General features: G+C 75.6%; 19 protein-coding genes. All 19 read left to right on the plus strand.

Annotated elements, in window-relative coordinates:
• Window positions 1-37: 37 nt before the first annotated feature.
• The 19 genes from ECOMGDLI_RS30285 to ECOMGDLI_RS30375 all read left to right on the plus strand — a co-directional run bounded on the left by ECOMGDLI_RS30285 (window position 38) and on the right by ECOMGDLI_RS30375 (window position 17,732).
• Entirely contained in the window at window positions 38-1,162 is a 1,125-nt protein-coding gene (locus tag ECOMGDLI_RS30285) for a histidinol-phosphate transaminase (protein ID WP_088320547.1), read from the plus strand.
• Window positions 1,159-1,785 (plus strand): imidazoleglycerol-phosphate dehydratase HisB, encoded by a 627-nt coding sequence (gene hisB, locus ECOMGDLI_RS30290; protein ID WP_088320548.1) that lies wholly within the window; start codon window positions 1,159-1,161, stop codon window positions 1,783-1,785. Before ECOMGDLI_RS30285 ends, hisB begins: the two co-directional genes overlap by 4 nt.
• Window positions 1,786-1,813: 28 nt before the next feature.
• On the plus strand, window positions 1,814-2,461 hold the full coding sequence (gene hisH, locus ECOMGDLI_RS30295) for an imidazole glycerol phosphate synthase subunit HisH (protein WP_088320549.1): 648 nt from the start codon (window positions 1,814-1,816) through the stop codon (window positions 2,459-2,461).
• A gap of 25 nt (window positions 2,462-2,486) precedes the next feature.
• A complete protein-coding gene (locus tag ECOMGDLI_RS30300; protein ID WP_088288926.1) occupies window positions 2,487-2,822 on the plus strand; it encodes a hypothetical protein in 336 nt (111 codons plus the stop codon).
• A 53-nt stretch (window positions 2,823-2,875) separates the two neighbouring features.
• A complete protein-coding gene (locus ECOMGDLI_RS30305; RefSeq protein WP_088320550.1) occupies window positions 2,876-3,265 on the plus strand; it encodes a hypothetical protein in 390 nt (129 codons plus the stop codon).
• Complete coding sequence (priA, locus tag ECOMGDLI_RS30310) at window positions 3,262-3,999, plus strand: bifunctional 1-(5-phosphoribosyl)-5-((5-phosphoribosylamino)methylideneamino)imidazole-4-carboxamide isomerase/phosphoribosylanthranilate isomerase PriA (protein ID WP_088320551.1); 738 nt, start codon at window positions 3,262-3,264, stop codon at window positions 3,997-3,999. The genes ECOMGDLI_RS30305 and priA overlap by 4 nt, the downstream gene beginning before the upstream one ends.
• Complete coding sequence (locus ECOMGDLI_RS30315) at window positions 3,996-4,754, plus strand: SseB family protein (protein ID WP_088320552.1); 759 nt, start codon at window positions 3,996-3,998, stop codon at window positions 4,752-4,754. The genes priA and ECOMGDLI_RS30315 overlap by 4 nt, the downstream gene beginning before the upstream one ends.
• Window positions 4,755-4,903: 149 nt before the next feature.
• The gene (locus ECOMGDLI_RS30320; RefSeq protein ID WP_088320553.1) at window positions 4,904-6,640 is read left to right on the plus strand and encodes a bifunctional UDP-sugar hydrolase/5'-nucleotidase; all 1,737 of its coding nucleotides are present in this window, start codon (window positions 4,904-4,906) and stop codon (window positions 6,638-6,640) included.
• A gap of 199 nt (window positions 6,641-6,839) precedes the next feature.
• A complete protein-coding gene (locus ECOMGDLI_RS30325) occupies window positions 6,840-8,087 on the plus strand; it encodes an MFS transporter (RefSeq protein ID WP_088320554.1) in 1,248 nt (415 codons plus the stop codon).
• 282 nt (window positions 8,088-8,369) lie between these two features.
• Entirely contained in the window at window positions 8,370-8,993 is a 624-nt protein-coding gene (infC, locus tag ECOMGDLI_RS30330) for a translation initiation factor IF-3 (protein ID WP_088320574.1), read from the plus strand.
• 143 nt (window positions 8,994-9,136) lie between these two features.
• Window positions 9,137-9,331: a 50S ribosomal protein L35 gene (rpmI, locus tag ECOMGDLI_RS30335; protein ID WP_088320555.1), complete on the plus strand. Its 195-nt coding sequence runs from the start codon at window positions 9,137-9,139 to the stop codon at window positions 9,329-9,331.
• 111 nt (window positions 9,332-9,442) lie between these two features.
• On the plus strand, window positions 9,443-9,826 hold the full coding sequence (rplT, locus tag ECOMGDLI_RS30340; protein WP_088320556.1) for a 50S ribosomal protein L20: 384 nt from the start codon (window positions 9,443-9,445) through the stop codon (window positions 9,824-9,826).
• Between the two features lie 43 nt (window positions 9,827-9,869).
• On the plus strand, window positions 9,870-10,742 hold the full coding sequence (locus ECOMGDLI_RS30345) for an RNA methyltransferase (RefSeq protein WP_088320557.1): 873 nt from the start codon (window positions 9,870-9,872) through the stop codon (window positions 10,740-10,742).
• 133 nt (window positions 10,743-10,875) lie between these two features.
• A complete protein-coding gene (pheS, locus tag ECOMGDLI_RS30350; protein ID WP_088320558.1) occupies window positions 10,876-11,970 on the plus strand; it encodes a phenylalanine--tRNA ligase subunit alpha in 1,095 nt (364 codons plus the stop codon).
• Window positions 11,970-14,504, plus strand: a complete 2,535-nt coding sequence (gene pheT / locus ECOMGDLI_RS30355) for a phenylalanine--tRNA ligase subunit beta (RefSeq protein WP_198955321.1) — start codon at window positions 11,970-11,972, stop codon at window positions 14,502-14,504. The genes pheS and pheT overlap by 1 nt, the downstream gene beginning before the upstream one ends.
• A 67-nt stretch (window positions 14,505-14,571) precedes the next feature.
• A partial coding sequence (locus tag ECOMGDLI_RS37080; protein WP_369812809.1) for a CapA family protein occupies window positions 14,572-15,094 on the plus strand: 523 nt, incomplete at its 3' end.
• 67 nt (window positions 15,095-15,161) lie between these two features.
• Complete coding sequence (locus tag ECOMGDLI_RS37085) at window positions 15,162-15,695, plus strand: CapA family protein (RefSeq protein WP_369812811.1); 534 nt, start codon at window positions 15,162-15,164, stop codon at window positions 15,693-15,695.
• A gap of 71 nt (window positions 15,696-15,766) precedes the next feature.
• Window positions 15,767-16,813 carry a CapA family protein gene (locus ECOMGDLI_RS30370; protein WP_198955322.1) on the plus strand — a complete coding sequence of 349 codons (1,047 nt, stop codon included), beginning with the start codon at window positions 15,767-15,769 and terminating at the stop codon, window positions 16,811-16,813.
• 85 nt (window positions 16,814-16,898) lie between these two features.
• Window positions 16,899-17,732 carry an SDR family NAD(P)-dependent oxidoreductase gene (locus ECOMGDLI_RS30375; protein WP_088320562.1) on the plus strand — a complete coding sequence of 278 codons (834 nt, stop codon included), beginning with the start codon at window positions 16,899-16,901 and terminating at the stop codon, window positions 17,730-17,732.
• The last annotated feature ends 27 nt before the right edge of the window (window positions 17,733-17,759 follow it).

A 17,759-nucleotide genomic window follows, 5' to 3' on the forward strand; every position in this document is an offset into this window, starting at 1 on the left:
GTCCGGGCGGCCCCGACCCGCTCGGTAGACTCGGCCGGTGCCTCCCACCACCTCTGCGGACTCCGCCGCGGACACCCTCGCGCGCCTCCCGCTGCGTGACGACCTGCGGGGCAGGACCCCGTACGGCGCCCCGCAGCTCGCCGTCCCGATCCGGCTGAACACGAACGAGAACAGCTACGACGTGCCCGTCGAGGTCGTCGCGGCGATCGTGGACGCCGTCCGCAAGGAGGCCGTGCACCTCAACCGCTACCCGGACCGCGAGTTCACCGCCCTGCGCGAGGACCTCGCCACCTACCTCGGGCACGACGTGACGCCCGCGCAGGTGTGGGCGGGCAACGGCAGCAACGAGGTGCTCCAGCACGTCGTCCAGGCCTTCGGCGGCCCCGGCCGGACGGCGCTCGGCTTCACGCCGTCCTACTCGATGCACCCGATCATCTCGACCGGCACCGGCACGGCCTGGGTCGACGGGCTCCGCGGGGCGCCGTCCGGGGTCTTCGACCTCACCGCCGAGCACGCCGCGGCGCAGGTCGAGGAGCACGACCCGGACGTCGTCTTCCTCTGCTCCCCGAACAACCCGACCGGCACCTCGGTCGGCCTGGACGTCGTCGAGGCCGTCTACGAGCGCAGCCGCGGGATCGTCGTCGTCGACGAGGCGTACGTCGAGTTCTCCCGGCCGGGGACGCCGAGCGCCCTGACCCTGCTGCCCGGTCGCGAGCGGCTCGTGGTCTCCCGGACGATGAGCAAGGCCTTCGCGCTCGCCGGTGCCCGGCTCGGCTACCTGGCCGCCGACCCCGCCGTCTGCGACGCGTTCCGGCTCGTCCGGCTGCCCTACCACCTGTCCGCGCTGACCCAGGCGGCCGCGCGCGCCGCCCTCTGGCACGCCGACGTCCTGCTCTCGACCGTCGAGGCGATCAAGGAGCAGCGCGACCGGATCGTCGCGACACTGCCCTCCTTCGGACTGCTGCCCGTCGCGAGCGACGCGAACTTCGTGCTCTTCGGCGGGCTGGACGACGAGAAGCGGGTCTGGCGGGCGCTCCTCGAGTACGGCGTCCTCGTCCGCGACGTCGGGATCGCCCACCACCTGCGGGTCACCGCCGGCACCCCCGAGGAGACGACCTCGTTCCTCGACGCCCTCGAGTCGGTCATGGAGGCCAGCCGATGACCACCCCCACGACCCGCCCGGGCGCCCGCACCGCCCGCGTCGAGCGCGCGACGAAGGAGAGCAAGGTCCTCGTCGAGCTCGACCTCGACGGCACGGGCCGGGCGAGCGTCAGCACCGGCGTCGGGTTCTACGACCACATGCTCACGAGCCTGGCCAAGCACGCCCTGCTCGACCTCACGGTCTCCGCGGACGGCGACACGGACGTCGACGCGCACCACACCGTCGAGGACGTCGCCATCGTCCTCGGCCAGGCGCTGCGCGAGGCGCTCGGCGACAAGGCTGGGATCCGCCGCTTCGGGGACGCCCTCGTGCCGCTCGACGAGTGCCTCGTCCAGGCCGCCGTCGACGTGTCCGGCCGGCCGTACTGCGTGCACGACGGCGAGCCCGAGGGCCAGCAGTACGTCGTCATCGGCGGCTCGTTCGTCGGGTCCCTGACCCGGCACGTCTTCGAGACGCTCGCGCTCACCGCCGGGATCGCGCTGCACGTCAGGGTGCTGTCCGGCCGCGACCCGCACCACATCGTCGAGGCCCAGTTCAAGGCCGTCGCCCGCGCGCTGCGCGCGGCCGTCGAGGCCGACCCGCGGGCCGAGGGGATCATCCCCAGCACCAAGGGCACGCTGTGACGGGCACCGCCGCGCGCGGGCGGACCCGTTGAGCCGCACGGCGAAGGTCGTCGTCCTCGACTACGGGTCGGGCAACGTCCGGTCCGCCGTCCGGGCGCTCATGCGGGTCGGCGCGGACGTCGAGCTCACCGCCGACCGGGCGCGCGCCGAGAGCTGCGACGGGCTCGTCGTCCCCGGCGTCGGGGCCTTCGCCGCCGTCGCCGAGCAGCTCCGCGCCGTCCGCGGCGACGTCATCGTCGACCGGCGCCTCGCCGGCGGCCGCCCGGTGCTCGGCATCTGCGTCGGCCACCAGGTGATGTTCGAGCGGTCGACCGAGCACGGGCAGGAGCACGTCGAGGGCCTGGGGGAGTGGCCCGGCGTCGTCGAGCGGCTGCCCGCCGAGGTCGTGCCGCACATGGGCTGGAACACCGTCGAGCCGCCGCCGGGCACCGTGCTCTTCGCGGGCGTCGAGCACGAGCGGTTCTACTTCGTGCACTCGTTCGCCGTGCAGCGCTGGGAGTTCGTCGAGCGCCAGGGCGAGCACCAGCAGCGGCCCCCGGCGGTGACCTGGGCCGACCACGGCGCCCGGTTCGTCGCGGCGGTCGAGAACGGCGTGCTCAACGCGACCCAGTTCCACCCGGAGAAGTCCGGGGACGCCGGGGCGCACCTGCTCGAGAACTGGGTCGCCACGCTGTGACCGCCGGTGGGGCGGCGGCCGGCCGGTGAGCAAGGAACGCGCGAAGCGGCGCGCCGAGCGGCAGGCCGCCGCGGCGGTGGAACGTGAGCGGCGGGCCCGCGCGCAGGCCCGGGCGGCCCGGCGCAGGTCGCTCGGCGCGCTGGTCACCGCACCGTTCAGCCGCCGCGACGAGCCGAAGAGCGCCCTGCAGCGGCAGCGCCGTCGGCAGAACGGCGTCCTCGCCGCGGCGCTCGTCGCCCTGAACGCCGTGCTGTGGCTGCTCGAGCCGTCGTGGGTGTGGCGCAGCGCCACCGTCGTCGGCTCGCTGCTCGCCTGGCCGGTCCTCGCCGTCCTCGCGTTCGACCGCCGCGCGAGCCGCTGACCGGCGTCCGGACGCCGCGTCGGCCGCCACGACCCGTGCGCTAGCGTCGGCGCGTGGCCACCCGACGCCGAGCGAGCACCCGGACGAGCACCGGCACCCGCCGCCGGACGACCCGCCGCCGGACGCCGGCCCGCGGCACGAGCCGCACCCGCAGCACGACGACCCGCCGCCGCAAGGGCACCGCGACGTCGTTCGGGAGCGCGGCCGGCCTCCTGCTCGTGTGGGTGCTCGTCCAGGGCCCGTGGTGGCTGAAGATCCTCACCGTCGTGCTCGCCGTCGCGGCGTTCGCCGGGTACGTCCTCGTCACCCGGCGCGGTGCCGAGGACGCCGACGACACGGACGACACGGACGACGCCGAGGACGGCACGGACGACGCCACGGCCGCGCAGCAGACCGACGCACCACCCACGGACGCACCACCCTCGGAAGGGAACCCCGCGTGAGCACCGCCCCCGTCCTCGAGCTCCTGCCCGCCGTCGACGTCGCCGACGGCCAGGCCGTCCGCCTCGTCCAGGGCGAGGCCGGCAGCGAGACCTCCTACGGCGACCCGCTGGACGCCGCGCTCGCGTGGCAGTCCGCCGGGGCGGAATGGATCCACCTCGTCGACCTCGACGCCGCCTTCGGCCGCGGCTCGAACCGCGCGCTGCTCGCGCGCGTCGTCGCCGCGCTCGACGTCCGGGTCGAGATGAGCGGCGGCATCCGGGACGACGAGAGCCTCGCCGCGGCGATGGCGACCGGGTGCGCGCGGGTCAACCTCGGCACGGCGGCCCTCGAGGACCCGGCCTGGACCCGCAAGGCCATCGCCGAGTACGGCGACCGGGTCGCCGTCGGCCTCGACGTGCGCGGCACGACGCTGGCGGCCCGCGGCTGGACCAAGGAGGGCGGCGACCTCTGGGAGACCCTCGCCCGCCTCGACGAGGACGGCTGCGCCCGCTACGTCGTCACCGACGTCACGAAGGACGGCACGCTCCGCGGCCCGAACCTCGACCTGCTCCGCGAGGTCGCGGCCCGCACCGACCGCCCGGTCGTCGCGAGCGGCGGCATCGCCGAGCTCGCCGACCTCGAGGCGCTGCGGGCGCTCGTGCCGGCCGGCGTCGAGGGGGCGATCGTCGGGAAGGCGCTCTACGCGGGCGCGTTCACGCTGGAGCAGGCGCTCGACGTCGCCGGCCGGCGATGACCGACCCGGCCCTCGAGCCGGGCGGGGAGAGCGACTCGGCCGGCGTCCCGTGGCGGGGCCGCACGCTGAACCCGCAGCCCTTCACCGGTGACGAGGGCGGTGCGGACGCCGCGCTCGCCGCGGCGCTCGCCGGGCACGCGGCGGGGGAGCGGACGGCGGCCGAGGTGGTCGCGGCCCTCGCCCCGTCGCGGGTGCTCGTCGCGGTCGTCGCCGTCCTCGGCGAGGACCACCCCGTCGTCGGCGGCCTGCGTGCCGACAAGGGTGCCGACATGGCGCTGGTCACCCTGACCGGCGCGGACGGCGTCCGCGGGCTGCCCGTCTTCACCTCGACGGCGGCGCTCGCCGCGTGGGACGCCGCCGCGCGACCGGTGCCGGTCGAGAGCGCCCGGGCGGCGCTGTCCGCCGTGGCCGAGGGCTGCGACCGGATGCTCGTCGACCTCGCCGGCCCGCACCCGTTCGTCGTCCGGCGGCCCGCCGTCTGGGCGCTCGGCCAGGGCCGGGACTGGGTGCCGTCCCCGCAGGACCCCGTCGTCGCCGCCGCGGTCGAACGGGCGACGGCCGGCGTGACCGGGGTCGTCGGCGTCCGCTGCGAGCCGGGGGCGACGGCGGAGCTCAAGGTCGTCCTCGGCGTCCGTGCGGGGCTCGACCGGGCCGCGCTCGACGACGTGGTCCGGGTCGTCGGCACGGCGCTCGGGCGCGAGCAGGACGTCGCCGACCGCGTCGACTCCATGGAGCTCGTCGTCCTGCCCGCGTAGCCCGTGACCTGCGTCGCTCCCGGTGACACCGGGGGTGCGGACCTGGTAGACAGCGATCACTGCGCACGACCGGACGGGCCTTGAGGGGGGCTCGGACGTCAGGCCCGCGCGCGTCCACCCGCACGCAGCCCGACATCCGGAGGTCGCTCATGCGACGAACACGTCCTCGTCACGCCCGCCTCGTCGCCGCGGGGGTCGCCGTCTCCGCGAGCCTGCTCGCGCTCGGGTCGCTGCCCGCCCAGGCAGCCGCCAAGCCGGGACCGGTGAGCATCCAGCTCCTCAACGTCTCCGACTGGCACGGCCAGCTCGACCCGGTGACGCCGACGGCGACCGCGACGCTCGCCGCGGTCCCGACCGGTGGCGCACCGGCGCTCGCCGCGTACTTCGCGGCGGACCGGGCCGCGAACCCGAACACCCTGACGCTCACCGCCGGCGACGCCGTCGGCGCGACGCCGCCGGTCTCCGCATTCTTCGAGGACACCCCGACGGTCCAGGCGATGCGGCTCATGCGTTTCGACGCCGACACCCTCGGCAACCACAACTTCGACGCGGGCCTGGCCCGGCTGCAGCGCCAGATCGACCTCGCGCGCAGCGAGGACCCCACCGTCCCGGGCAAGCGGTTCCGGTACCTGTCGGCGAACCTCAAGAACGTCGACGACAACCTCGACCACGTCGACAAGATGCGGATCTTCACCGTGGGCGGCGTCAAGGTCGCCGTCATCGGGCTGACGAACCCCGAGGCGCCGGGCCTGGTCTTCCCCGGCAACTTCGGCACCATCACGATCACCGACCCGGTCGTCGCCGCGAACAAGCAGCGGCTCGCCGCCCGCAAGGCCGGTGCCCAGGTCGTCGTCGGGCTCATCCACGCCGGCATCGAGGGCGTCAACGCCCAGGGCCAGGCGTTCGGCCCGCTCGTGCAGTTCGCGACGAACGTCACCGGCTTCGACGTCATCCTCGGCGACCACACCGACTTCCAGTACAGCGAGACGATCAACGGTGCGCTCGTCACCGAGAACCGCAGCAAGGGCGTGACGTACAGCAAGGTCAACCTGTCCGTCGACCGCAAGCGCGGCGTCCTCGCCAAGAGCGTCACGTTCGTGCAGCCGGTCGTCAGCGGCGTCACGCCGGACCAGACCGTCGCCGACCTCGTCGCGGGCTACCGCACGCAGCTCGCGCCGATCCTCAGCACCCAGCTCGGCTCCGCCACCCGGGCCGTGCCGCGGTCGGACTCGTGCGGCCGCAACGACGGCCGGCTCTGCGAGTCCCTCGTCGGGGACATCGCGACGGACGCCCTGCGGCTGCGCTACGGCACCGACTTCGCGATCACGAACGCGGGCGGTCTGCGGGCCGACCTGACCTGCCCCGCCGTCGACAGCGCGACCGACTTCTGCCCGGCCTTCACGCCGCCGCCGTTCACGATCACCCGGGGGCAGGTCCTCGGGGTGCTGCCGTTCGGCAACGTCGCGACGACGACGACCGTGTCGGGGGCCGAGCTGAAGACGTTCCTCGAGAACGGCGTGTCGGTCATGCCGGGGGCGAACGGCAAGTTCCCGCAGGTGTCGGGGCTGTGCTTCACCTACGACATCTCCGCCGCGGCCGGCAGCCGGGTGACGTCCGTCGTCCGGCAGGCCGCGGACGGCACCTGCACCGGGCCCGCGGTCGACCTCACGGCGGCCTCGAGCTACACGATCGCGTCGAACGACTTCATGGCGAACGGCGGTGACGGCTACCCGAACGTCATCGGGCGGTCCGTGACGCGCGAGCTCCTCGACCAGGTGCTCGCCGACCACGTGGTCGCGGCGTCCCCGCTCGCGCCGTCCATCCAGGGCCGGATCGTGTGCACGACATCCGGTGCCGTCGCCTGCCCGGTGGTCACCGCGCCGTAGCGCAGGCCGTCCGTCCGACGACCGAGGGCCGCTCCCCGTGGGGGAGCGGCCCTCGTGGCGTCCGGCACCCCGGGAGGTCGGTGCCGGGCACGGCACCAGGAGAGCACAGCCGCCGGACCGGGCAAACGCAGCCGCCCCGACCGGTCCGAGGGCCGATATCGGCAGGCAAGTTGTCGGACGATCCTGCAACCATGGAGCAGTGCCCCTCGCTCCCTACCGCGCCGTGCTGTCCGTCCCCGGTGTCCTCCGCCTGCTCCTGTTCGGGGTGCTGGCCCGCGTCCCGCAGACGGCGGCCGGCATCGTGCTGTCGCTGCACGTCGTCGGCCCGCTCGGCCGCGGCTGGGCGGCGGCCGGGCTCGTCGGGACGGCGTCCACGGTCGGGATGGCCATCGGCTCGCCGTGGCGCGGGCGCGCGGTCGACACCCAGGGGCTGCGCCGCGCGCTCGTGCCGTCGGTCGTGGCGTCGGCGCTCGTCTGGGGCGCCGCCCCCTTCGTCGGCTACCGGCTGCTGCTCGCGCTCGCGGTCGTCGGCGGTGTCCTGAGCCTGCCGATCTTCACGGTCATGCGGCAGTCGCTCGCCGTCATGGTCCCGGCGCAGAGCCGCCGGTCGGCGATGGCGCTGGACTCGGTCGGCGTCGAGCTGTCCTTCATGGCCGGCCCCGCGCTCGGCGTGCTCCTCGCGACCCAGTTGTCGACGTCCGCCGCGATCCTGTCCGTCGGCGGCTGCATCGTCGTCTCCGGGCTCGCGCTCATCGCGTTCGACCCGCCGACCCGCAGCGCCGACGGCGTGGCCGCCGACGCGGCCGCAGAGGTCGAGGCCGACGAGCGGCGCGCCGCCGGCGGGCCCGTCCCGGCCGCCGTCCGCGAGCCCTCCCGGGGCCGGCTCACCAGCCCGGCGATGCTCGCCGTCCTCGGCGCGACGGCGGCCGCGACCGTCGTGCTCGCCGGCACCGACGTCTCGGTCGTCGCCCACCTGCGGGCGGACGGTGCGCTCGCCCTCACCGGCCTGATCTTCGCGTCGTGGGGGATCGGGTCGATCGTCGGCGGTCTCGTCTACGGCACGCTGCACCGGCCGGTGTCGCCGCTGCTGCTGCTCCTCGGGCTCGGTCTGCTGAGCATCCCGGTCGGTCTCGCGCCGTCCCCGTGGCTCCTCGCGCTGACGATGCTCCCCGCGGCCGCCCTGTGCGCACCGGTCATCACCTCGACGTCCGAGGCGATCGTCCGGCTCGTGCCGGAGGCGGTCCGCGGCGAGGCGATGGGCTGGCACGCGTCGGCGCTCCAGGTCGGCAGCGCGATCGGTGCCCCGCTCGCCGGTGCCGCCATCGACGCGCGCGGCGCCTGGGCCGGTTTCGCCGCCGTCGGTGCGGCAGGCGTCGTCCTCGCGCTCACCGGCCTCGGCGTCCTGCGGCTGCGGCGGTCCCGGGCGGCGGCGCTCGTCCCGGCCTGACGGTCGGTTCGGACCCTGCCCCGGGTGCTGGTAGTCTGTGGGACTGACCGACCAGGTCTAGGCCTGGTACGCAAGTGGAGTCTCTCCCACCTGTCACCGCAGCACCGAAGCGGTCCGGGTTCCGGTCCAGGCCACGCCTCCGGGCGTGGTCGCCCTGCCGTGGTCGGCAGGGCCGAGTCACGGCGTCGCTGCCGTGGCCGTGGTCCTCGAGGCTCCCGTGCGTCCGCGTCCGGGAGCCTTTCTCGTGCGCGGTGGTCCCACCGACGTGAGAAGGAGCACCACATCAGCGAGCCGAGGATCAACGACCGTATCCGTGTCCCCGAGGTGCGGCTGGTCGGCCCCAACGGGGAACAGGTCGGGATCGTCCGCATCGAGCAGGCGCTGCAGCTGGCCCAGGAGGCCGACCTCGACCTCGTCGAGGTCGCCCCGCAGGCGCGCCCGCCGGTCTGCAAGCTCATGGACTTCGGCAAGTTCAAGTACGAGTCGGACATGAAGGCGCGTGAGGCCCGGCGCAACCAGGCCAACACCGTCCTCAAGGAGATCCGGCTCCGGCTCAAGATCGACCCGCACGACTACGGCACGAAGAAGGGCCACGTCGAGCGGTTCCTCCGGGCCGGCGACAAGGTCAAGGTCATGATCATGTTCCGTGGCCGTGAGCAGTCCCGCCCCGAGATGGGCGAGCGGCTCCTGCAGCGGATGGCGGCGGACGTCGCTGAGCTCGGGTTCGTCGAGAGCTCGCCGACCCGGGACGGCCGCAACATGGTCATGGTGATCGGGCCGCACAAGAAGAAGGCCGAGGCCAAGGCCGAGATGCGGGCCCGCAAGAGCGAGGACCGTGCCGACGCGCCGCAGGGCGCCGAGGAGCACGTCGCGGACGTGACGGTCACCGAGTCCGCCGAGGCGTGAGCCCGGCGGCCGGCGGCCACCGGAGCAGCACGACGCACCACAGGAACCACCTCCGCACCACAGCACCATCGAGCCGTGCGCCGAGCGCGGCCCGACCGGACGAGGGCGCCCCCGGGGCGCCCGGACGAGGGAGTACGGCAGCCATGCCGAAGATGAAGACGCACAGCGGCGCGAAGAAGCGCTTCCGGGTCACCGGGAAGGGCAAGGTCATGCGCGAGCAGGCCAACCGCCGCCACCTGTTCGAGAGCAAGGCGTCCAAGCGGACGCGGCGCCTCGCCCAGGACGTCGCGCTGGCCCCGGCCAACGCCAAGGGCATCAAGCGCCTCCTCGGCCTGTGAGCCGGCCGGGCGTGGCCGCGACCTCAGCGGCCACCGCCCGATGCGCCGACACCTGCCCTCAGCAGCCTTCCCCGCTGCAGCACTGCAGCTGACGTACCAAGGAGAATCGACGTGGCACGCGTCAAGCGGGCGGTCAACGCCCAGAAGAAGCGCCGGGAGACCCTCGAGCTCGCCAGCGGCTACCGGGGCCAGCGGTCCCGGCTCTACCGCAAGGCCAAGGAGCAGGTCACCCACTCCCTCGGCTACGCCTACCGCGACCGCCGCGCCCGCAAGGGCGACTTCCGCCGGCTCTGGATCCAGCGCGTCAACGCCGCTGCGCGCCAGAACGGCATGACCTACAACCGCTTCATCCAGGGCCTCAAGGCCGCGGGTGTCGAGGTCGACCGCCGCATGCTCGCCGAGCTCGCGGTCAACGACGCGGCGGCCTTCACCGCGCTCGTCGCGACGGCGAAGGCGGCGCTGCCGGCGACGCCGGCCGCCGAGCCCGCGGCCTGAGCACCGTCGTCCCGCGCCGTACGGCACAGCACTGAACGTCACCATGCACGTCCCGGAGCGCCCGGGGCCTGCGCCGCTCGCCAACCCCCGGTCCGACCGGGTGAAGGCGGTGCGCAGGCTCTCCGGGCGCTCCGCACGTGTGCGTGAGGGCCGGTTCGCCGTCGAGGGGCCGCAGGCCGTCCGGGAGGCGGTCGCCGGTCCCGGGGTCATCGCGCTCTACGTGACGGACGACGCCGCCGACCGGCACGCCGCGATCCTCGACGCGGCCCGCGCGCGTGGCGTCGACCCCGTCCCCGTCACCGACGAGGTGATGGCGGCGATGACGGACACCGTCACGCCGCAGGGCCTGCTCGCGGTCTGCCGGCTCGTCGACGTCCCGCTCGCGGACGTCGTCGCCCGCCGGCCGCGGCTCGTCGCCGTCCTCGCGCACGTCCGCGACCCCGGCAACGCCGGCACGGTGATCCGCGCCGCGGACGCCGCCGGCGCCGACGCCGTCGTCCTCACCGACGCGAGCGTCGACGTCCACAACCCCAAGTGCGTCCGGTCGACCGCCGGCAGCCTGTTCCACCTCCCCGTCGTCACCGGCGTCCCGCTCGCCGACGCGGTCGCCGCCCTGCGCACCGCCGGTCTCACCGTCTACGCGGCGGACGGCGCCGGCGACCTCGACCTCGACGTCCTCCTCGACGCCGCCGAGGACTCCCGCCGCGCCGGCACCGCCCCCGACGTGTCCGGCGGGCTGGCCGGCCCGGTCGCCTGGGTCTTCGGCAACGAGGCCTGGGGCCTGCCCGAGGCCGACCGGGCGCTCGCCGACGGCGTCGTCCGGGTCCCGGTCCACGGCCAGGCGGAGAGCCTCAACCTCGGCACCGCCGCGACGGTCTGCCTCTACGCGGCCGCCCGCGCCCACCGCCCGCTCTGAGGCGCCGGTAACCCGGGCGCGAGCGACCCCGCACATCTGGGAGACTCGGGGCAGCCGCCGCCGAGCCGTCGGTCCGGCCGGCGGACGCGGATGCGCGGCACCCGAAACCTGACTGACTGGACGACGACACCCCATGTCTGGACCCAACACGCAGTACGACCCGGTCGAGGTCGCGACGCTCGGCGACGCCGAGATCGAGCGCTTCGTTGCCGACGCGCTCGCCGCGATCGCCGAGGCCGGCACCCTCGACGAGCTCAAGCAGGCCCGGCTCGACCACGCCGGTGACCGCAGCCCGATCGCCCTCGCGAACCGCGAGATCGGGGCGCTGCCGCCGGCCGCACGGGCCGACGCCGGCAAGCGGGTCGGCCAGGCGCGCGGGCGGGTCAACGCCGCGCTCGCGGCCCGGCAGACCGAGCTCGAGGCCGAGCGGGACGCACGCGTCCTCGTCGAGGAGGCCGTCGACGTCACGCTGCCCGTCGAGCGGACGCCGCGCGGTGCCCGGCACCCGCTGCAGACCCTCGCCGAGCAGGTCGCGGACGTCTTCGTCGCGATGGGCTGGGAGGTCGCCGAGGGCCCGGAGCTCGAGGCCGAGTGGTTCAACTTCGACGCCCTGAACTTCGGCCCGGACCACCCGGCCCGGCAGATGCAGGACACCTTCTTCGTCGACCCGCCGAGCAGCGGTCTCGTCCTGCGCACGCACACGTCGCCGGTGCAGGCGCGCACGCTCCTCGAGCGCGGCGTCCCGGTGTACGTCTGCGTGCCCGGCAAGGTGTTCCGCACCGACGAGCTCGACGCGACGCACACGCCGGTCTTCCACCAGGTCGAGGGCCTCGCCGTCGACGAGGGCCTGACGATGGCGCACCTGCGGGGCACCCTGGACCACTTCGCCCGCGCGATGTTCGGGCCGGACGCCGTGACCCGCTGGCGGCCCTCGTTCTTCCCGTTCACCGAGCCGTCGGCCGAGTTCGACCTGCGCTGCTTCGTCTGCGCCGGCGCCGACACCGGCTGCCGCACCTGCGGCGGCACCGGCTGGATCGAGTGGGGCGGCTGCGGCATGGTCCACCCGAACGTGCTCTCCGCCTGCGGCGTCGACCCCGAGCGCTACCAGGGCTTCGCCTTCGGCATGGGCCTCGAGCGCACCCTGATGTTCCGGCACGGCATCGAGGACATGCGCGACATGGTCGAGGGCGACGTCCGCTTCAGCCTCCACTACGGAATGGGTCTGTGATGCGAGTTCCGCTTCCCTGGCTCGCGGAGTACGCCGCGCTGCCCGCGGGTGCCACCGGCGAGCAGGTCGCGGCCGACCTCGTGCGGGTCGGCCTCGAGGAGGAGGGCATCCACGGCGGCGGCGTCACCGGCCCGCTCGTCGTCGGCCGCGTCCTCGAGTTCGTCGACGAGCCGCAGAAGAACGGCAAGGTCGTCCGCTGGTGCTCCCTCGACGTCGGCGACCTCAACGTCGAGAACCCGGACGGCACGCGCAGCCCGCGCGGCATCGTCTGCGGCGCGCACAACTTCGTCGTCGGGGACAAGGTCGTCGTCGTCCTGCCCGGCGCCGTGCTGCCCGGCCCGTTCCCGATCGCCGCGCGCAAGACGTACGGCCACGTCTCCGACGGCATGATCTGCTCGGCCCGCGAGCTCGGCCTCGGTGACGACCACGACGGGATCATCCGGCTCGTCGAGTGGGGGCTGGACGACGCCCCCGTCGGTGCCGACGCCATCGCCCTGCTCGGCCTCGGCGAGGAGACCGTCGAGGTCAACGTCACGCCCGACCGCGGCTACGCGCTGAGCGTGCGCGGCGTCGCCCGCGACTACGCGCTGAGCACCGGCGCGGCCTTCACCGACCCGGCCGCGGTCGACGTCCCGAAGCCGACGGACGACGGGTTCGAGGTCCGGCTCGCGGACGACGCCCCGATCCACGGCATTCCCGGGTGCGACCGCTACGTCGCGCGGGTGGTCCGCGGCGTCGACCCGACCCGGCCGTCGCCGGCGTGGATGCAGCGCCGCCTCGAGCAGGCCGGCATGCGCCCGATCTCGCTCGCGGTCGACGTGACGAACTACGTCATGCTCGCCGTCGGCCAGCCGCTGCACGCCTTCGACCTGCACCGGCTCACCGCGCCGATCGTGGTGCGGCGGGCGAGGGCGGGCGAGAAGCTCACGACGCTCGACGACGTCGAGCGCACCCTCGACCCCGAGGACCTGCTCATCACCGACGACGGCGGCGCCCGCGTGCTGGCCCTCGCCGGCGTCATGGGCGGTGCGAGCAGCGAGGTGACGGACGCCACGACCGACGTGCTCGTCGAGGCCGCGCATTTCGACCCGATCACCGTCGCGCGCACGGCGCGCCGGCACAAGCTCTCCACCGAGGCGAGCCGCCGCTTCGAGCGCGGGGTCGACACCGACCTCGCCGACCGGGCCGCGGAGCTCGCCGTCCGGCTCCTCGTCGAGCACGGCGGTGGCGAGGCCGCTGCCGTCACGGACGTCGACGAGCGCGTCCCGGTGCCCGCGATCGAGCTGCCCGTCGGGCTCGCCGAACGGGTCATCGGCGTTCCGCTGACCCGTGAGGACGTCGTCGCGCACCTCGAGCGGATCGACTGCCGGGTCACCCCGGCCGGCGACGCGACGCTCTCGGTCACGCCGCCCTCGTGGCGGCCCGACCTGCGGATCCCCGTCGACCTCGTCGAGGAGGTCGCCCGGCTCGTCGGCTACGACGCCATCCCGTCGGTGCTCCCGGTCGCCCCGGCCGGCCGCGGTCTGAGCCACAGCCAGACCGCGCGCCGCTCGGTGTCCCGGGCGCTCGCCGAGCACGGCATCGTCGAGGTCCTCACCTACCCGTTCGTCGCGCCCGAGGTGCACGACGCCTTCGGCCTCGACGCGGACGACGCCCGCCGCCGGGCGGTCCGGCTCGCGAACCCGCTCTCCGACGAGCAGCCCGAGATGCGGACGTCGCTGCTCGCGACGCTGCTCGACGCACTGCGCCGCAACGTCGGCCGCGGCGCCACCGACGTCGCGCTCTTCGAGACCGGTCTCGTGACCCGGCCGGAGCGGCTCGACGCCGTCGCCCCGCAGCTGCCGGTCGGCGTCCTGCCGGCGGACGGCGACCTCGCGGCGCTGCAGGCCGCGGTGCCGCCGCAGCCGCGCCGGGTCGCGATCGTCATGGCCGGCAACCGGGTGCTGCCCGGCTGGTACGGCCCGGCCCGGCCCGCGGACTGGACCGACGCCCTCGACGCCGCCCTGCTCGTCGGCCGTACCCTCGGCGTCGACGTGACGGTCACCCAGGACGGCGGCCACGCGCCGTGGCACCCCGGCCGGTGCGCCCGCCTCGAGGTCGACGGCACCCTCGTCGGCCACGCGGGCGAGCTGCACCCCAAGGTCGTCTCGGCGCTGTCGCTGCCCGCCCGGACCGTCGCTGCGGAGGTCGACCTCGACGTCCTCGTCGCGGCGTCCGGCGAGCTGCGGCGCGCGGTCCCGGTGCCGACGTTCCCGCTCGCGAAGGAGGACGTCGCGCTCGTCGTCGACGAGGCGGTCCCGTCCGCGGCCGTCGAGGCCGCGCTGCGCGACGGGGGCGGCAGCCTGCTCGAGAGCGTCCGGCTCTTCGACGTCTACACCGGCCCCCAGGTCGGCGAGGGCCGCAAGTCGCTCGCGTTCGCGCTGCGGCTGCGGGCCCCGGACCGCACCCTGACGGCCGCCGAGGCGGCGGCCGTCCGGGACGCGGCGGTCGCCGAGGCCGGCGCACGCACCGGGGCGGTGCTCCGGGGCGCCTGACCCGTCCGGCGTGCCTGCCCGCGCGTCGCGCGCGCGAAAGGGACAGCCGGTACGTATCGTCCGCCGTATGGCGACGCGCGGCGGACCGGTCCGTGGGCCGGTGCGCCGTGCCCGCGGCCGGCGCGGCGTGCCGCTGCCGTACGTCCTGGCGCTGCTCGCCGCGTCGGCGGTGGTCGTCGTCGCCGTGGTCGGTGTGGTCCGGGCCGACGCCGGCCGCCCGGGGCCCGCTGCCGCCCCGTCGACGAGCGCCGTGACGCTCGCGTTCGCGGGGGACGTCCACTTCGAGGGCTCGTCGGCCGCGGCGCTCGACGACGGGCTGGGGGAGGCGGCACGCGTCCTGGCGGACGCCGACCTCGCGGTCGTCAACCTGGAGACGGCGGTGACGGCCGGCGGCGACCGGCAGCCCAAGCAGTACGCCTTCCGCGCGCCGGCCCGGGCGTTCACGGCGCTCGCGGACGCCGGGGTCGACGCCGTGAGCATGGCGAACAACCACGGCATGGACTACGGCCGGGCCGGGCTCGTCGACTCCCTCGCCGCGGCCCGCGCCGCGCAGGTCGCCGTCGTCGGTGCCGGCGCCGACGACGCCGCCGNGGCGAACGCGGCGCCGACGACGCCGCCGCGTTCGCCCCGCTGCGCCGCACCGTCCGCGGCGTGAAGGTGTCGGTCTTCGCCGCCACCGACGTCCTGGACTCCTTCGCGGTCACCTCCTGGCCCGCCGCCCCGCAGCGGCCCGGGCTGGCCTCGGTGAAGGACGCCGGGCTGGCCCGGCTGGCGGACGCCGTCCGGGCCGAGAAGGCCGGCGGCGCGGCCCGCAGGGCCGACGTCGTCGTCGTCATGACGCACTGGGGCGTCGAGCGGCGCACCTGCCCGACGACCCGGCAGGAGGAGGTCGCCCGGGCGCTCGCGGAGGCCGGCGCCGACGCCGTCGTCGGCAGCCACGCGCACGTGCTCCAGCCACAGACGACCGTGGGGCGCACCCTCGTCGCCTACGGGCTGGGCAACTTCGTCTTCTACGCCAAGGGCGGGGCGGCCGTGCAGTCGGGCGTCCTCACCGTGACCGTCACCGGAGCCGGCCTGCGCGGCAGCACCTGGGCGCCCGCCGTCATCCGCGCGGGTCGCCCGGTGCTGCTGACGGGCGCGGAGAGGACCGCGGCCGCGCGGGCACAGGAGGAGCGCGGCGCCGCCTGCTGAGCGGCCCGCCGCGCGGCGTGTCCCGGCGCGGTGCACCAGGTGCCGCGGGGCTGATCCGTACAGTGCGCGCCGTGAGACATGCGACGGCATCCGCACGCCGCCCGGGCCCGACGGTGGTCCGGGCCGCGGGGGCGCTCCTCGTCACGGCCCTCGTCGGCTCGGTGCTCGTCGTGACCGGCCGCGACGCCACCGCGCTCCCGGTCCGCGACCCGAAGCCGGTCGTCCTCGCGTTCGCCGGGGACGTCCACTTCGAGGGGGCCTCCGAGGCGGCCCTGGACGGCAACCTCGGGTCCGCGGCGAAGGTGCTGAAGGCCGCCGACCTCGCGGTCGTCAACCTCGAGACCGCCGTCACGACCCGCGGCACCCCGGAGCCGAAGCAGTACACGTTCCGTGCGCCGCCGAAGGCCTTCGCGGCGCTGCGGACGGCGGGCGTCGACGCCGTGAGCATGGCGAACAACCACGGCATGGACTACGGGCGCGTCGGCCTGCGGGACTCGCTCGCCGCGGCGAAGGCCGCGTCCTTCCCCGTTCTCGGTGCCGGCGCGGACTCGGCGGCGGCCTTCGCACCGCTGCGCCGGACGATCCGAGGCGTGCGGGTCTCCGTCTTCGCCGCGACCGACGTCCTCGACTCGTTCGCCACGACGACGTGGCCCGCGACCGCGTCCCGGGCGGGCCTGGCGACGACGAAGGGCACCGGGCTGGCCCGGCTCGCCCGCGCCGTGCGGGCGGAGAAGGCCGACGGCGTCGAGGTGGTCGTCGTCCTGCTCCACTGGGGCGTCGAGCGCCGCACCTGCCCGACGGCCCGGCAGGCCGACGTCGCCCGCACGCTCGCCTCGGCGGGCGCCGACGCGGTCGTCGGCAGCCACGCCCACGTCCTGCAGCCCCAGACGAAGGTCTCCGGCGCGGTCGTGCACTACGGGATGGGGAACTTCGTCTTCTACGCCCGGCCGGGTGCGGGTGCGCAGACCGGCGTCCTGTCGCTCACCGTGACCGCCCGCGGGGTGAGGAGCACCGCCTGGGACCCGGCGGTCATCGTCTCCGGCCGCCCGAAGCTGCTCACCGGCTCCGCCCGGACGGCGGCGCTCGCCGCCCAGCGCACGCGCGGCGCAGGCTGCTGACGCCGCCGCACCGGGACCGGGACACGTCCCCCACGGGCGCGGCCACCGCGGCGCAGCGGCGCGGCACGGCTGGCAGGCTGGCACCATGACGAGCCCGACCGCCCCGCCGCCCGCCCGTGTCGCTCTCGTGACCGGCGGCAACCGGGGCCTGGGCCGGGCGGTCGCCGAGGGGCTCGCCGCCGACGGCCTGGCCGTCGGGCTGCTCGTCCGCGACGCCGCGCGCGCCGCGCCCGTGGCCGATGCGATCCGGGCCGGAGGCGGCACCGTCGCGGTGGCCGCCGGCGACGTCGCCGTGTACCCCGAGGTGGTCGCGGCCGTCGCCGCGCTCGAGGCCGCGCTCGGGCCCGCGGACCTGCTCGTCAACAACGCCGGCGTCATCGACCCGGTCGAGGTGCCCGTGTGGGAGGCGGACCCGGACGACTGGTGGCGGGTCGTCGAGGTCGACCTGCGCGGCCCCTTCCACTGCGTCCGCGCCGTGGTCCCCGGGATGCTCGCGCGCGGCGGCGGCCGGGTCGTCGACCTCAGCTCGGGAGCCGGTGCCGAGGACCGCGCGATCTACTCCGCCTACTGCGCCGCGAAGGCCGGGCTCATGCGGATCGCGGGCAACCTGCACCTCGCGGGCGCCGACCGGGGTCTGCGGGCCTTCGAGATCTCCCCGGGGACGGTCCGCACCGACATGACCGCCGCCATGGCCCTGCACGCGGACCGCACCGAGTGGACCGAGCCCGCCGACCTCGTCGCGCTCGTCGCCGCCGCGGCCCGCGGCGACCTCGACGCCTGGTCGGGATGCTTCCTGCGGGCCGGGCTGGACACCCCCGGCAGCCTCGCGGCGGCAGCGTCGTCGGACGGCGGCCGTGGCCGCTACGCGCGCACGCTCGGCATCCACGCGTACGGTCCGGGCGACCCGGTCGGCCGCTGACGCCCGGAGCCCTTCGCCGCCGGGCGG

Source organism: Kineosporia sp. R_H_3, assembly GCF_002198675.1.
GTDB lineage: Bacteria > Actinomycetota > Actinomycetes > Actinomycetales > Kineosporiaceae > R-H-3.

Excerpts from the sequence above, each read along its gene's own strand:
- hisB (WP_088320548.1), top strand. The coding sequence starts at position 1,159 with ATGACCACCCCCACGACCCGCCCGGGCGCCCGCACCGCCCGCGTCGAG.
- ECOMGDLI_RS30315 (WP_088320552.1), top strand. The coding sequence starts at position 3,996 with ATGACCGACCCGGCCCTCGAGCCGGGCGGGGAGAGCGACTCGGCCGGC.
- ECOMGDLI_RS30320 (WP_088320553.1), top strand. The coding sequence starts at position 4,904 with ATGCGACGAACACGTCCTCGTCACGCCCGCCTCGTCGCCGCGGGGGTC.
- rpmI (WP_088320555.1), top strand. The coding sequence starts at position 9,137 with ATGCCGAAGATGAAGACGCACAGCGGCGCGAAGAAGCGCTTCCGGGTC.
- ECOMGDLI_RS30345 (WP_088320557.1), top strand. The coding sequence starts at position 9,870 with ATGCACGTCCCGGAGCGCCCGGGGCCTGCGCCGCTCGCCAACCCCCGG.
- pheS (WP_088320558.1), top strand. The coding sequence starts at position 10,876 with ATGTCTGGACCCAACACGCAGTACGACCCGGTCGAGGTCGCGACGCTC.
- pheT (WP_198955321.1), top strand. The coding sequence starts at position 11,970 with ATGCGAGTTCCGCTTCCCTGGCTCGCGGAGTACGCCGCGCTGCCCGCG.
- ECOMGDLI_RS30375 (WP_088320562.1), top strand. The coding sequence starts at position 16,899 with ATGACGAGCCCGACCGCCCCGCCGCCCGCCCGTGTCGCTCTCGTGACC.